Origin of the sequence: Arthrobacter sp. PvP023, assembly GCF_017832975.1 — a bacterium.
In the GTDB taxonomy this organism is placed as follows: Bacteria; Actinomycetota; Actinomycetes; order Actinomycetales; family Micrococcaceae; genus Arthrobacter.
Map to the genome: position 1 here is coordinate 1,626,568 of NZ_JAFIBI010000001.1, position 14,183 is coordinate 1,640,750.

The 14,183-nt window shown below is 66.2% G+C and carries 15 protein-coding genes; 9 read left to right on the forward strand and 6 right to left on the reverse strand.

Features of this window, described 5'->3' with window-relative positions; translation table 11 throughout:
- The first annotated feature begins 17 nt into the window (after positions 1–17).
- The 4 genes from JOE31_RS07465 to JOE31_RS07480 all read left to right on the forward strand — a co-directional run bounded on the left by JOE31_RS07465 (position 18) and on the right by JOE31_RS07480 (position 4,666).
- Positions 18–965 carry a carbohydrate ABC transporter permease gene (locus JOE31_RS07465; protein ID WP_209743017.1) on the forward strand — a complete coding sequence of 316 codons (948 nt, stop codon included), beginning with the start codon at positions 18–20 and terminating at the stop codon, positions 963–965.
- Positions 965–1,864: a carbohydrate ABC transporter permease gene (locus JOE31_RS07470; RefSeq protein ID WP_209743019.1), complete on the forward strand. Its 900-nt coding sequence runs from the start codon at positions 965–967 to the stop codon at positions 1,862–1,864. Before JOE31_RS07465 ends, JOE31_RS07470 begins: the two co-directional genes overlap by 1 nt.
- Positions 1,865–1,946: 82 nt before the next feature.
- Positions 1,947–3,653, forward strand: a complete 1,707-nt coding sequence (locus JOE31_RS07475; protein WP_209743021.1) for an alpha-amylase family glycosyl hydrolase — start codon at positions 1,947–1,949, stop codon at positions 3,651–3,653.
- Between the two features lie 56 nt (positions 3,654–3,709).
- Complete coding sequence (locus tag JOE31_RS07480) at positions 3,710–4,666, forward strand: aldo/keto reductase family oxidoreductase (protein ID WP_209748225.1); 957 nt, start codon at positions 3,710–3,712, stop codon at positions 4,664–4,666.
- 86 nt (positions 4,667–4,752) lie between these two features.
- On the opposite strand, the gene JOE31_RS07485 is transcribed toward JOE31_RS07480, so the two are convergent.
- The 4 genes from JOE31_RS07485 to JOE31_RS07500 all read right to left on the reverse strand — a co-directional run bounded on the left by JOE31_RS07485 (position 4,753) and on the right by JOE31_RS07500 (position 8,593).
- Positions 4,753–5,673 (reverse strand): TauD/TfdA family dioxygenase, encoded by a 921-nt coding sequence (locus JOE31_RS07485; RefSeq protein WP_209743023.1) that lies wholly within the window; start codon positions 5,671–5,673, stop codon positions 4,753–4,755.
- 52 nt (positions 5,674–5,725) lie between these two features.
- Positions 5,726–6,625 carry an ABC transporter permease gene (locus JOE31_RS07490; protein WP_209743025.1) on the reverse strand — a complete coding sequence of 300 codons (900 nt, stop codon included), beginning with the start codon at positions 6,623–6,625 and terminating at the stop codon, positions 5,726–5,728.
- Positions 6,625–7,509: an ABC transporter ATP-binding protein gene (locus JOE31_RS07495; protein ID WP_209743027.1), complete on the reverse strand. Its 885-nt coding sequence runs from the start codon at positions 7,507–7,509 to the stop codon at positions 6,625–6,627. The genes JOE31_RS07490 and JOE31_RS07495 overlap by 1 nt, the downstream gene beginning before the upstream one ends.
- Positions 7,510–7,570: 61 nt before the next feature.
- The gene (locus JOE31_RS07500) at positions 7,571–8,593 is read right to left on the reverse strand and encodes an ABC transporter substrate-binding protein (protein WP_209743029.1); all 1,023 of its coding nucleotides are present in this window, start codon (positions 8,591–8,593) and stop codon (positions 7,571–7,573) included.
- A gap of 314 nt (positions 8,594–8,907) precedes the next feature.
- On the opposite strand from JOE31_RS07500, the gene JOE31_RS07505 reads away from it, so the two are divergent.
- From JOE31_RS07505 to JOE31_RS07515, 3 genes are read left to right on the forward strand one after another with little or no spacing between them, the layout of a single operon-like run.
- The gene (locus JOE31_RS07505) at positions 8,908–9,777 is read left to right on the forward strand and encodes a CoA ester lyase (RefSeq protein ID WP_209743031.1); all 870 of its coding nucleotides are present in this window, start codon (positions 8,908–8,910) and stop codon (positions 9,775–9,777) included.
- A 37-nt stretch (positions 9,778–9,814) separates the two neighbouring features.
- The gene (locus tag JOE31_RS07510; RefSeq protein WP_209743033.1) at positions 9,815–10,777 is read left to right on the forward strand and encodes a DUF2797 domain-containing protein; all 963 of its coding nucleotides are present in this window, start codon (positions 9,815–9,817) and stop codon (positions 10,775–10,777) included.
- A 22-nt stretch (positions 10,778–10,799) separates the two neighbouring features.
- Complete coding sequence (locus JOE31_RS07515) at positions 10,800–11,024, forward strand: DUF3188 domain-containing protein (RefSeq protein ID WP_209743035.1); 225 nt, start codon at positions 10,800–10,802, stop codon at positions 11,022–11,024.
- Here the strand turns inward: JOE31_RS07515 and JOE31_RS07520 are convergent.
- Positions 11,014–12,672, reverse strand: coding sequence for a SulP family inorganic anion transporter (locus tag JOE31_RS07520; protein WP_374100818.1), 1,659 nt, complete (start codon positions 12,670–12,672; stop codon positions 11,014–11,016). The genes JOE31_RS07515 and JOE31_RS07520 overlap by 11 nt on opposite strands.
- Positions 12,669–13,046 carry a helix-turn-helix transcriptional regulator gene (locus tag JOE31_RS07525; RefSeq protein WP_209748227.1) on the reverse strand — a complete coding sequence of 126 codons (378 nt, stop codon included), beginning with the start codon at positions 13,044–13,046 and terminating at the stop codon, positions 12,669–12,671. The genes JOE31_RS07520 and JOE31_RS07525 overlap by 4 nt, the downstream gene beginning before the upstream one ends.
- A gap of 197 nt (positions 13,047–13,243) precedes the next feature.
- Here JOE31_RS07525 and JOE31_RS07530 point away from each other — a divergent pair, with 197 nt between their 5' ends.
- Together JOE31_RS07530 and JOE31_RS07535 are read left to right on the forward strand one after the other, a co-directional pair.
- Complete coding sequence (locus JOE31_RS07530; protein WP_209743036.1) at positions 13,244–13,717, forward strand: MaoC family dehydratase N-terminal domain-containing protein; 474 nt, start codon at positions 13,244–13,246, stop codon at positions 13,715–13,717.
- Between the two features lie 2 nt (positions 13,718–13,719).
- Positions 13,720–14,172 (forward strand): MaoC family dehydratase, encoded by a 453-nt coding sequence (locus tag JOE31_RS07535; RefSeq protein ID WP_245199052.1) that lies wholly within the window; start codon positions 13,720–13,722, stop codon positions 14,170–14,172.
- The last annotated feature ends 11 nt before the right edge of the window (positions 14,173–14,183 follow it).

Here is a 14,183-nt window from a genome sequence, read left to right on the forward strand (position 1 = left end):
CGAATGCAGGAGCCTCAATGACTACAACATCCAGGGTGACCCGGACAGCCCGTCCCGCAGCACCCCAGAACCCGACGTCCGCCCCCGCCGGCACGATCCGGACCAGGAGCAGGATCGACCCCACGTATTACTGGATGGTGGTGCCCGTCCTGGCATTGTTCGCCTTTTTCATCACCCTGCCGGCACTCGTGGGCGTCTTCTTCAGCCTCACCAACTACGCCGGCTACGGTGACTGGAAGTTCATCGGACTGATGAACTACGTCAACATCTTCAAAGACCCGGCAATTCTCCAGTCCTACATCTTCACGTTCGTGTTCGCCCTCACCACCACGGTGGTGGTCAACGTCGTGGCGCTCGCCATCGCCCTGGGCCTCAATGCGAAGATCAAATGGCGCACCGGCATCCGCACCGTGTTCTTCATTCCCATGGTGCTCTCCGCCCTGATCGTCTCGTTCGTGTTCAACTACCTGTTCTCCAACACGCTTCCGGTGCTGGCTGAACGGTTCGGCGTCACTCCGCTAGCCACGAGCATCCTTGCCAACGAAAACCTTGCCTGGCTCGCCATCGTGCTCGTCACGGTATGGCAGGCGGCGCCGGGCGCCACCATCATCTACCTGGCAGGCCTCCAGAGCGTGCCGTCCGAGGTCTACGAAGCCGCGGACCTCGATGGTGCGGGCAGTCTCCGGCAGTTCGTCAGCCTGACGCTGCCGTTGATCATGGGGTACCTCGTGATCAACATCATCCTCGGATTCAAAGGCTTCCTGGGTACCTACGAGATCATTGTGGGCCTCACCGGCGGCGGGCCCGGCATGGCAACGCAGTCCGTGGCCATGCGCATCTTTTCCGGCTTCACGGGCGGCGACTACTCGTACCAGATGGCCAACGCCGTCATCTACTTCCTGATCACCTTGCTGATCTCCGTCATCCAGCTGCGCCTTATCCAGCGCCGGGGGGTTTCACTCTAATGACCGCATCCACACTTGCCGCGCCGAAGGCGTCCGGACCCAAGCCACGGGCCGCCACGACCCGCCGGTCCAACAGCGAAGGCTTCAAGATCAACTGGTGGCTCACCGCACTGATGCTGGCCGCGTCGTTGACCGTCCTGCTGCCGCTCTACTTCACTGTGGCCATGGCACTGAAGTCCCCGGACCAGATCGGCACCGGCACGGGCCTCGCCTGGCCGAACCCGATGAACTGGGAGAACTTTGCCGCCGCCTATGTGGCCACCAACTTTCCCAGGGCCTTCATGTCCACGGCGTTTGTTACCGTGTTGAGCGTCCTCGGCTCGCTGGCCAGCAGCTCCCTGGTGGCCTATGCCATTGCACGGAACTGGAACCACCGGTTCTTCCGGGGCTCGTTCGTCTACCTGCTCTCGGCAATGTTCATCCCGTTCCCGGTGATCATTCTGCCCCTGATCAAGCAGACGGCACTGCTCGGCCTGGACAATCCCGCCGGCGTCGTGTTCCTGCACGTCCTCGGCGGCATCTCCTTCAACACCCTGCTTTACATCGCCTTCGTCCGCTCCATCCCGGTGGAGCTCGAGGAATCGGCCCGCATGGACGGCGCCACCACGTGGCAGGTGTTCCGGAAGATCATCTTCCCGCTGCTGGCCCCCATGAACGCCACCGTCGGGATCTTCGCTTTCCTCGGTTCCTGGAACGATTTCCTCCTGCCGCAGATGATGATTGCGGATCCCGCCCTGCAGACCCTGCCCGTGGTGCAGATGCTGTTCCAGGGGGAATTCAACACCAACTACAGCCTCGCTTTCGCGTCCTACCTCATGGCCATGGCACCCACGCTGGTGGTTTACATCCTGGCGCAACGTTGGGTACTGTCCGGAGTCATGCGCGGCGCAGTGAAATAGGACGCAGTGAAGCAGGGCGCAGTTCCCGGCCCATCCATTTTTCCCGACACAACAACAACTAACCCAAGAAAAGGAATCTCCTTTGTCCACCACCGCCACTCTGGCAACCCTGTCCGACTCAAACCTCGCAGCCGATCCCAACTGGTGGCGCCAGGCCTCCGTGTACCAGATCTATCCGCGCAGCTTCTCGGATTCGAACGGTGACGGCCTGGGCGACATCAAGGGCATCACCGCCAAAGTGCCCTACCTGAAGGAACTGGGGATCGACGCCGTGTGGCTCAGCCCGTTCTACCCGTCCGCGCTCGCGGACGGCGGTTACGACGTCGACGACTACCGCAACGTTGACCCCAAGCTGGGCACCCTGGAGGACTTCGCCGAAATGTCCGCCGCGCTGCACGAAGCCGGCATCAAGCTCATCGCGGACATCGTCCCCAACCACTCCTCGAACCGGCACGAGTGGTTCAAGGAAGCACTCGCCGCACCGCGGGGCTCCGCCGCCCGCGAACGCTACATCTTCCGTGACGGCCTGGGCGAGAACGGCGAGCTGCCGCCGTCGGACTGGGACTCCGTCTTCGGCGGTCCCGCCTGGGAGCGCATCACGGAACCGGACGGCACGCCGGGCCAGTGGTACATGCACATCTTCGCCAAGGAGCAGCCGGACCTGAACTGGTCCAACCGCGAAATCCGCGACGACTTCCTGAAGACCTTGCGCTTTTGGTCCGACCGCGGCGTGGACGGCTTCCGCGTGGACGTGGCGCACGCCCTCACCAAGGACCTCACCGAACCGCTGCTCTCGAAGGTCGAGCTCAGCGAGGCACACACCGGCACTGACGGTTTCGCCGACGGCTCGCACCCGTTCTGGGACCGCGACGAAGTCCACGAGATCTACGCCGAATGGCGTGAGGTGTTCAACGAGTACAACCCGCCGCGCACCGCCGTCGCCGAAGCCTGGGTGCACGCCACCCGGCGCGCCCGCTACGCCAGCCCGCAGGGCCTGGGCCAGGCGTTCAACTTCGACCTCCTGCAGGCCGATTTTGATGCCGAGGAGTTCCAGGAAATCATCACCCGGAACCTCGCCGAGGCAACGGCTACCGGCGCATCCTCGACGTGGGTCTTCTCCAACCACGACGTCGTCCGGCACGCCACCCGCTATGGCCTCCCGATGGGCGGCGGAGTCCACGCCAAGGGCCAGGACGGCAAGGGCTGGCTGCTGGCCGGCGCGCCGGCTGAGGAACTGGATGTCGAGCTCGGCCTGCGCCGCGCCCGTGCGGCCAGCCTGCTGATGCTTGCCCTCCCGGGCTCGGCCTACCTGTACCAGGGCGAGGAACTCGGCCTGCAGGAAGTGGCCGAGATCCCGGACTCGGAGCGCCAAGACCCGTCCTTCTTCCGCAACAAGGGCGTGGAGATTGGCCGTGACGGCTGCCGCGTGCCGCTGCCGTGGTCCACGGATGGAACGTCCTTCGGCTTCGGCGCCGGCGATGCCCACCTGCCCCAGCCGGCATGGTTCGCCCGCTACGCAGTGGACGCCCAGGACGGTGTGGAGGGCTCCACCCTGGAGCTGTACCGCAAGGCGCTGAAACTGCGTCGCGAGCTGCAGACGGCCGAAGAGCTGGAATGGGTGGAGACCGGCAACCCCGAGGTCCTGCACTTCAGCCGCCACGGCGGCTGGCAGTCTGTGACCAACTTCGGTGCGGAGCCGGTGGAACTCCCGGCAGGCGAGGTCCTGCTCAGCAGCGCCCCGCTGGACGGAAAGCTGCTGCCCGGCAACACCACTGTCTGGCTGCGGTGAGCGCTCCTTTGAAAGGAAAGGCTGGCCGGGCGCAGGGGGAAACCCCGGCGCCCGGCCTGCCCGGTCAGTCCGGCCAGGAGCTCATCTATGGCTGCATGGGCCTTGGCGGCAGCTGGTCCGCCGAGCCGTACGCGACCGGGCACGTGGAGCAGGCAGCCGCTGCGATTGACGCCGCCCTGGACTCAGGCATCACGCTGTTCGACCACGCGGACATCTACCGCAGCGGCAAGTCCGAGGCCGTCTTCGGTGAAGTCCTCGCGATCACGCCGGGGCTGCGGGAACGGATCCGGCTCCAGACCAAGTGCGGGATCCGGCTCAACGAGCAGGGACTGGAAACCCACTACGACCTGAGCCGCGACGGCATCCTCGAGAGGGTTAATGGCAGCCTGAAACGGCTGAAGACGGACTACGTGGATGTCCTCCTGCTGCACCGCCCCGACCCGCTGGCGGACCCCGCTGAGGTGGCGTCCGCCGTCGGGCAGCTGATGCAGGAAGGCAAAGTGCGGCAGGTGGGCGTGTCCAACATGTCCGCACCGCAGATCGAGATGCTGCAGGACCACCTGGAAACCCCGGTGGTGGCCAACCAGCTGGAGATGAGCCTGCTGAAACGGGCCTGGCTGGAAAGCACAGTGCTGGTGAACCACGCGGAGGGGCTGGATTACAGCTTCCCGCACGGCACCGTGGAGTACTGCAGCCGGCAGGGGATCACCCTGCAGGCATACGGGGCGCTGGCCCGGGGACACTACAGCGGAGCTCCGCCGGAAAGCCCGACGCCGGCCGAGGCCGCCACTGCGGCCCTTGTTGCCGACATGGCGAAGGCCAAGGGAACCACGCGTGAGGCCATCCTCCTCGGCTGGCTCATGCGGCACCCGGCCGGGATCGCACCGGTGATCGGAACCGCCAACTCGGACCGCATTCGCGCGTGTGCCGGAGCGGCCCGGGTTGCCGCGGCCATGACCCGCGCCGAGTGGTACCGGCTCTGGGTGACGGCCCGGGGGAGCAACATCCCCTAAGTGCCCGCTCAGCCCAACTAGGTCGCAGTAGATGTCGTTATGAGCCCTCTAAACGACGTTAACTGCTACCTAGTTGGGTGGGGGGACTAGAGCGGCGCCACCACCGAGTAGGTGGAGGAGTCGCCCTGCAGGGAATGGCTCGGCTTGCCGTCGATGCCCGCGGGGATGTCGCCGGCAATGGTCACGCGGTTGAGCTTGCGCGGCTGGCCGTCGTAGTTGTCCGGGGCGTAGTGCTGGGTGATGCGGTTGTCGAAGAGCACCAGCTGGTTCGGCTCCCAGTTCACCCGCACCACGTTCTCCGGACGCGTGACGTAGGCCTGCAGCAGCCGGATGATGTCCTTGGACTCGGTGTTGGACAGCCCCACGATCCGCAGCCGCTGCGCGAAGCCTCCAATGAACAACCCGCGCTCGCCGGTCAGCGGGTGGACCCGGACCACCGGGTGGGCCGTCTCGAACTTCAGCCGGGTGAACTCCTTGCGGCGCTCCTCCGCGTTTTCGTGCTCCAGGTTTTTCGGCACCGAGTAGTCGTAGTCGTTCGTGTGAATGGCCCAGAGGGTGTCCGCGAAGTTCCGCAGCTCCTCGGGCAGGTCGCGGTAGGCGCCGGCCGAGGACGCGATCAGCGTTTCGCCGCCGTACGCGGGGAGGTCGATGCTGCGCAGGGTGGAGGCCTGCGGCGGGTTGACCACGAACGTGACATCCGTGTGCCAGTTGTTGGCGGAGCCGTTCTCGCTGTCCACCGGCAGGACGTTCTCCTCGCCGTCCACGGAGGCCACGGTGGGGTGCGCCTTCGTGAGCGGACCAAAGTGGCTGGCGAACTTCACCTGTGCCTCGTCCGTGAGGATGTTGGACTCGCGGAACACCAGCGCCTTGTGCTCGTTGAGTGCGGCCCGGATCTGCGCGACGGTCCCGGCGGAGAGGTCCCCGCTCAAGTCCAGGCCGCGGATTTCAGCCCCGATGCGGGAACCCAGTTTGGCGAATTCGAGCTTGGTTTCGGTGATGGTGGTCATTGCTTTTTCCTTACTGGTTGATCGTGCGGATTGGTGAAACGGTTGGAAGCGGTTAGTTGCCGGACCCGACGGCGGTGCGCCAGCGGGAGAAGTGCCGTTCCAGGGCCACGAGCAGGATGTTGACCGCCAGCCCCAGGATGGAGACGGTGAGGATGCCGGCGTACATGTCCGGGATGAGGAAACTCATCTGCGAATTCACGATCAGGTAGCCCAGCCCGGCCTTGGCACCCACCATTTCGGCCGCGATCAGCACCAGGATGGAGGACGTGCCCGCCATCCGGATGCCGGTGAAGATGGTGGGGACTGCGGAGGGCAAGATGACCTTCTGGAAGAGCCGGAAACTGTTCAGGCCCAACGACCGCGCCGCCCGGATCAGCAGCGGATCCACAGTCCGGACACCGGCGATGGTGTTCAAGAGCACCGGGAAGAACGCCGCGTAGGCCACGATGGTGATCTTTGATTCCTCGCCGATGCCCAGCAGCAGAGTGAATACCGGAAGCAGCGCCAGCGTGGCCGTGTTCCGGAACAATTCCAGCAGCGGGTTAAGGAAGGAACTCAGCCAGCCGTACCAGGCGATCAGCAGGCCCAGCGCCACGGCGGCAACCACTGCGATGCTGAACCCCGAGACCGACCGGGTGAGGCTTGCCTGCAGGTGGTTCTGCAGCTGCCCGGTTTCCAGCAGCTTCCCGCCGGCCGCGATGACGTCGTGCAGCGGCGGCAGGAACACCCGCGTGGACGGGCTGGCCAGGTACGTCGGGCCGAATTCCCACAGTGCAAGGAACAGCAGCACGGCGAGTGATTTCCAGCCGGCCCGTCCGGCGAGGCGAGCCGCGCCTCCAAGCCGGGCACCCGGCGTCGGACGTTGTCCGCTAGTCGGACCGGACGGTCCGTCAGGCAAGGAACGTTCGACGGCGGCAGCCGCCTCGGGCGGTCGGGTCAACACTGCGCTCATCAGGCAGCGCTCCTTTCCTGGGGTTGTTCGTCAGGGGCCGTGCCGTCGGGGAGGATCTTGCGGTGTCCGGAGTCCTGGGCGAGTTTGACCTCGTCATGCAGGAGCGACCAGACCTGGTGCCGGTGTTCCACGAACGCCGGGTGGGAGCGGACATCGCCTTCGCCGTCGCCGTCGCGGTCCGGGATGTTGATGTCCACGAACTCCTTGAGCCGGCCAGGGCGTGCGCTGAGCACGGCCACGCGCTGTCCCAGGTAGACGGCCTCGTCGATTCCGTGGGTGATGAAGACGATGGTTTTGCCCGTGGCCTTCCAGATCCGCAGCAGTTCGTCCTGGAGCTGCTCGCGGGTCTGCGCGTCGAGGGCTGCGAAGGGTTCGTCCATCAGCAGGATGTCCGGCTCATAGGCGAGGCTCCTGGCGATGGCCACGCGCTGCTTCATACCGCCGGACAGTTCATGCGGGTATCGGTCCTCGAATCCGGCCAGCCCCACGAGATCCAGGAACTCGCTGGCCTTCGCGGCCCGTTCCTTCCGGGACAGGCCGGAGCCCTCCAGCCCGATGGACACGTTGGCCGAAGCGGTCCGCCAGGGGAAGAGCGCGTACTGCTGGAAGACCACCGCGCGGTCCTGGCCCGGCCCGGTCACCTCCTTGCCGTCCACCAGCACGCTTCCGGAGGTGGGGCGGGAGAGGCCCGCCAGCAGGTCAAGCAGTGTGGTCTTGCCCGAGCCGCTGGGGCCTACCAGCGTGAGGAACTCGCCGGCGGCCACGTCCAGGGTGAGGTCATCCAAGGCAGTCAGGACTGACGGACCTGCCTGCTTCCGCGTGCCCTTGCCCTGGCGCACCGCGAATTCCTTGGTGACGTTCCGGAGGCTGATTTTCGGCGTCATGGCTGTCCTTTCGTATTGCGGCTGCTATTGCTGATTCCGGCGCGCTGACGGGTACCGGCACTCATCCGGTCACCAGGGCGTTGAACTCGTTGGTGTAGAGCTTCTTCGGGTCCAGTTCGCCCTTGATGATTCCGGTGTCCTTGAGCCACTTGCCCCAGCGGGTGAAGTCCTCATCCTTGATTTCGCCCTTGGCGGGAACGCCTACGCTCTTCCAGTACTGCAGTGCTGCCGGGTTTTCGTTGCGGCCGCGTTCCTGCAGGATCCTGGTGAAGCGGGCGATCACTTCCTCGCGGGGGGTGGTCCGCTCCCATTCGATGGCCTTGGCCACCCCCGTGGTGAATGTCCGGGTGGTGTTGGGGTTCTTCGCGATGAAGTCGGTGCGGAGCACATAGGGGCCGCCGGCGAAGGTGCCGAAGAGTTCGGCGTCGCTGAACACCGAGCGCAGGCCGGCGCCGGCGATCGCCTTGTCCTGCAGCACTCCTCCCAGTGAGCCGGCGTCCACTTGGCCGCGGCGGATGGCCTCCTCGGTGTCGTTGGGCGGCACCACCACCAGCTGCACCTGCTTGATTTCCTCGGCGCTCAGGCCGTTCTTTTGCAGGTACGTGTTGATGACGGCGTCCGCGTGTGCGCCGAGGGTGTTCACCGCGATCTTCTTGCCGATGAAGTCCCGGGCGCTGCGGATGGGACTGTCTTCCTTGACGTAGAAGCCGTTGAAGGTCTTCTCGTCTTCGCCGTAGTAGTTGATGACGGCCTTGACCGGGGCGCCGGCTTCCACCAGCTTCACCACCGCTCCGGCGAACGCGCCGCCAAAGTCCGTTTGCCCGGTGGCCGCGGACTGGATGTCCTGCGGTCCGCTGGTGGTGTTGCCCACCCAGTTGAGCTTGATGTCGCCCAAATAGCCGAGGTCCTGTGCCAGCTCCGGAAGGGTGACGGCGTTGGCAGAGCCCTGGTAGCGGAGCTCCTTGACCTCGGTGGCGCCGTCGTCACGTCCTCCGCCGGCTTCGGCTTCGCCGCCGCAGCCCGACACCGTCATCGCGATGACGACGGCGGCCGCGGCACTCATGATGGTCAGGTGTCGTTTCATTCGGGGTTCCTTTGCGAGGGAGGGGGAAGTCTTGGACTGAAGGGGCGGTGGCCGTTTGCCTGCCGCTGGAACGATGTAAGCGCACCTTGCGGGGCGAGGGGAAGCGTTGCTGTCACGCCGGGAAACCCGCGTAAATGCGCGGAAACAGGGCGAAACGGCGGGTCACAAGACGCCCCGTTTCGCCCGGTAACGGCCCGTGAAGGAGTTTGAAGCGCCGGTTGCGCCGGATTTTGGTCGTATTGTTCGCGGTATTGTTCCGAGGGCGGGCGGCTGTTACTTAGCGTTGGAGGGCTCCGGGCGGATACGGTAGGAGTATGACCACCTCTACCTCCGCCGCCGTCGACACCGTACGGCCCGAACGAAACATCCCCGCTGAAATTGCCCGTTCGTGGCTTTTGGTGAACGCAATGAAGCCTGAGCTTTTTGACGTCTCGGCCGTGTCGCGCGCGGACTCGATCATCCTGGATATCGAAGATGCAGTGGACCCCTCGCAGAAGGACACTGCCCGCGAACACGTCATCAACTGGCTGACCGCCGGCGGCCAGGCCTGGGTGCGCATCAACGACGCCACCAGCCCGTTCTGGGCCGATGACCTCGCCGGACTGCGCGGCACCCCGGGCCTGCTCGGCGTTATGCTCGCCAAGACCGAGTCCGCGGACCAGGTCACCGAGAGCTACCACCGCATGGACGGCAAGACCCCCGTGATTCCGCTGGTGGAATCCGCCGTCGGCATCGAGGAAGCCAACAACATCGCCAAGGCCCAGGGCGCCTTCCGCCTGGCGTTCGGTTCCGGCGACTTCCGCCGCGACACCGGCATGGCGGCCACTCCCGAGGCCATGGCGTACCCGCGGGCCAAGCTGGTTGTCGCCAGCCGCGTGGGCAACCTCCCGGGCCCCATCGACGGCCCCACGGTGGGGACCAACCACCCGATCCTGCGCGAGCAGACCGGCATCACCGTGATGATGGGCATGACCGGCAAGCTCTGCCTGGCCATCGACCAGACCAACGTCATCAATGAAGTCATCAGCCCCACGCCGTCGGACGTCGCCTGGGCCACGGACTTCATGGCCGACTTCGAAGCCAACGGCCGCGTCATCCGCGACGGCTCCGACCTGCCCCGCCTGGGCCGCGCCGAGAAGATCATGAAGCTCGCGGTAGCCTTTGGGGTGCAGCCGGCACTCTAGCTCTAGCTCCGCCGCAGCCCAGCCAAAAGGAGACCCCGTGACCGATACCCGCTATCTGGTCCACGGGGTCTTTTGGGATGGCGCGCCGCCCGGTTCCCCGGCCGGTCCCGGGTCAGTAAAGCGCGACGGCGGAACTCCGGTCATGCGCCTGCAGGACCCCTCCGGCGGCTTCCGGGAGCTCGAGCTCGACGCCGGCAGCCGGCTGGGTTTCCGGGTCGCCGCCGAAGGCAAGTCCTGCCTGGGCCATCACAAGGTGCACGGTCCTGCCGACCGGGACCACGTCCTCTGCCCGGCCAAGGCGCCGGCCGTCAGGGGCAGCCAGTGCGAGCGCTGCTTCGTGGTGGACGACTCCCGGCTCATCCACGATTTCCACCGCGGCGGAGGCGTCCCGCCGGGGCTTCGTGCCTACCTGATGCAGCAGCACTGGCTGTACGTGGCAACGTTCGCCAACGGCGCCAGCAAAGTCGGCACCGCCTCGAACCTGCGCAAATGGAACCGGCTGGCCGAGCAGGGGGCCGTCGCGGCGAGGTACATTGCGCGCACGGACGACGGTAGGGTGGTCCGGATTCTTGAAGACATGCTGACCCGCGACGCCGGTCTCCCGCAGCAGGTAAGGTCGGCCGCCAAGGCCGCCGCCCTGGCGGCACCGGCGCCCGCCGTCGAACTTGATGCCCTGAACCGGCAGCTGGCCGGTGATGCACGCGCACTGCTGGTCCTCGCCGGCGGGGAGGGGTTCGAGGTGGTGGATGAACAGTGGGTGCGCCCGGGCCTTGCGGACCGGGCGTGCGCGGACGCGGTCCGGCACGCTTACCCGCAGGACCTCGGCAGCGGTGCGCACGGATTCCTGATTGCCGCGCTGAGCGGCAGCGTTGCCGTAGCGGCCCTGGCAGGCACCGAACTTGAGTTCGTGGTGAACCACGGGCAGTTGAAGGCCCGGAGCGTGGAACTCGGCGAGCACTACTCGTCGGAGGTTCCGGCCGTGCAGGAATCGCTGTTCTGAGGCCGGCACATAGAATGGGACGGTGCTGAACGAATTCTGGGCCACCGCATCCACCTCTTACAAGGTGCTCGTTTTCAGCGCCATGGGCCTGATCGCCGTCGGCATTGTCCTCAACCTGGTGGGCAACACCTCCGGCAACCAGGGCCTCGCTGTGGCCTCGTTGCCGGTGATCGGCCTTGGCCTGGTCCTGCACGTTGTGGGGATCGTGGTGCGGGGACAACAGATCAGGAAGAACCTCAAGCGTTAGCGGCGGTGTTCCGCAAAACATGGCTCCGGGCGTGCTCCACTGCCGCCGGGAGTGTGCTGAACAGGTGTTTGTGGTGCCGGAGGGAACGGATCACACCCACGTTCGTCACGAGTTCCAGGTGCTCCGGCTGGACCCCCTTCAGCAAAACGGTGATTCCGCGGAGTTCCAGCGCCGAGATGACTTCCACCAGGGCGTGTGCGCCCGTGGCGTCCAGCATGCGCACCTGGGACAAGCGGATGATGGCCACCTGGATGTCCTTTACCTCGCTGATTTCCTGCAGGATCCGTTCCGCCGCACCGAAGAACATGGCACCGTCGAGCCTGAAGATGGCGATGTGGGAATCTCCTTCGGCGGGCGCGCCCGTGAGGGCCTCCCGGCGGACACCGCTCAGTGAGGCAAACTTCCGCAGCGTCAGCAGGGCGGCAGCGGCCAGACCGATCTGGATGGCGATGATCAGGTCGAAAGCCACGGTGATCAGGGCAGTGAGGATGAAGACTGCCGCATCAGACCGGGTGGAACGGAGAATGGCGCTGACCGTCTGGGTCGAGACCATCCGCATGGCCGTGACCATCAGGACTCCGCCCAGCACGGCCAGCGGAATCCGGCCGACCAATCCGGCGGCGAGATAGATGATGGCCAATAGCACCAGTGCGTGGACCACAGCTGCCAGTCGTGTCTTCGCTCCGGACCGGACGTTGACGGCGGACCGGGCGATGGCGCCGGTTGCGGGCATTCCGCCGAACAGTCCGGCCGCGATGGACGCCAGCCCCTGTCCGGTCAGTTCGCGGTCCGGGCCGTAGCGGCCGCCGGGCCTGCCGTCCGGCCCCACCATTCCCGCCGCCACCCGGGCGGATAGCAGTGACTCAATGGCCGCCAGCGCGGCGATGGACAGTGCGGGCATCATGAGGTCGCCAAGCGCTGCGGGATCGATCGAGGGCACGGCCGGGGCGGGCAGGGAATGCGGCAACGCGCCGATCCGGGGAATGTCCAGGCGAAGCAGCTCCGCGGCCACGGTGACCAGCAGCACGGCGGTCAGGCTGGCAGGTAGCGACTTGTGAACCTTGGGCACCACAAACATGATGGCCGCGACCGCAGCCACCACGGCGAGGGTCTGGATGACGGTGGGAAACGCGGCTCCCGACGCGGCTTCGATCGCCGCCACGAGGGTGTTGTGGCCCGGGATGCCCGCTGTTCCGGTGGCCAGCGGCACCTGCTGGAGGAAGATGATGGCGGCAATGCCGAGGGTGAATCCTTCCACCACAGGCCAGGGGATGAAAGCAACGGCGCGGCCCAGTCCGCTGATGCCGAGCGCGCAGACAATGAGCCCTGCCAGCAGCGAAACAATCGGAATGCTGCCGGCGCCGTGGCTGGCCACCACCGGGGCGAGGACCACCACCATGGCGCCGGTGGGGCCGGACACCTGGACGTTGGAGCCGCCCATGATGGCCGCCACGAGGCCGGCAACCACTGCGGTGATCAGTCCGGCTTCGGCGCCCACTCCGGAGCTGACGCCGAACGCCAGCGCAAGGGGAAGTGCGACGATCCCCACCGTGATGCCCGCAGTGAGGTCCGTCTTCCACGAGGAGCGCAGCCCGTCGTAGTCGCGGCGGGACGGCAGGAATGCCCGCAGTGTCCGCAGCCGGCTCACGAGGACGGGCCGGAGAGGTGGGCGACCGGCAATTCCTGCGCCAGCCGGAGCTGCTCGTTTGAGTCCGCCAGGGTATCCAGCAGGAACGTCCGGGCAATGGCCAGGAGCTCTGCGATTTTGGGGTGCGCCAGGCGGTAGGTCACGGCGTTCGCGGACCGGACCGAGGTCACCACCTTGTGCCGGCGCAGCGTTGCCAGGTGTTGGGAGAGGTGGGAAGCCTCCAGCCCGGTTTCGGCCAGGAGGAAGCTGACCGGTGCTGTTGTGTCCGGCGCGGCAGCCAGCAGTTCGAGGATCCTGATGCGCGCCGGGTGGGCGAGGGCCTTGAAGAGGTTGGCCTTGATTTCGTACAAAGGGGCCTGCGCCGCGGAAAGCATGGGGACCTGCTGTCGCCTGGTTCGCGCAGCAGCCGGACGAAGGGTCACCGCGCGAATTGATGGAATGATAATTTCATCATACCGCTGACGGCCATATCCTGCCAGGCCTCTGGTGCCCAACAGGCCGTGAACCGGCCCGCCTCCCTCCTCGTAACCTGCCGCTGGCCTGACGGCGGGGGAGCGATAGGCTTGAGGCCATGACTATCAATCCGGATCTGCAGGGCCGTAGCTACCCTGCCGCAGAGGTGTACGACGTTGGCCGCGAGAAGATCCGCGAGTTCGCCAGGGCGGTCAAGGCCACCCATCCCGCGCACTTCGACCTGGAAGCGGCCCGGGCCTTGGGCCACAGCGACCTCGTGGCCCCTCCTACCTTCGCCATCATCATTGCCCAGCGCGCCGATGCCCAGCTGATCGAGGATCCGGAGTCCGGCATTGACTTCTCCCGCGTGGTCCACGCGGACCAGCGCTTCGTCCACCACCGGCCCATCTTCGCCGGTGACCGCCTGGTGGCGGAGCTGCACGTGGACGGCGTGCGCGCCATGGGCGGCGGCGCAATGATCACCACGCGCTCGGAAATCTTCGCCCTCAACGGCGCCGACGGCTCGGGTGTTTCCCGGGAAGCCGTCTCCACCACCACCTCGTCCATCCTGGTCCGCGGAGAGGGACAGTAACCATGAGCACTGCATCCATTGCCCCCGTTTTTTCTGAGCTTGCCGTCGGCCAGGACCTCGGCAGCCGCAGCATCACCGTCACCCGCCAGGACCTGGTGAAATATGCCGGTGCGTCCGGCGACTTCAACCCGATCCACTGGAACGAGGCTTTCGCTACCGGAGTTGGCCTGCCCGGCGTCATTGCCCACGGCATGTTCACGATGGGCGCAGCAGTCCAGCTGGTGACCGACTGGGCCGGCGACCCGGCCGCCGTCGTGGATTTCCAGACCCGGTTCACCAAACCGGTCCTGGTCGCCGACACTACCGGCACCGACGAGCCCGGGGCCGTTATCGAGGTCAGCGGCGCCATTGGCGCTCTCGACGCCGAGGCCGGCACCGCCCGCGTGGACCTCACCGTGGTCTCCGCCGGCCAGAAGGTCCTGGTGAAGGCCCAGGCTGTCGTCAGGCTTGCCTGACCACGATGCTC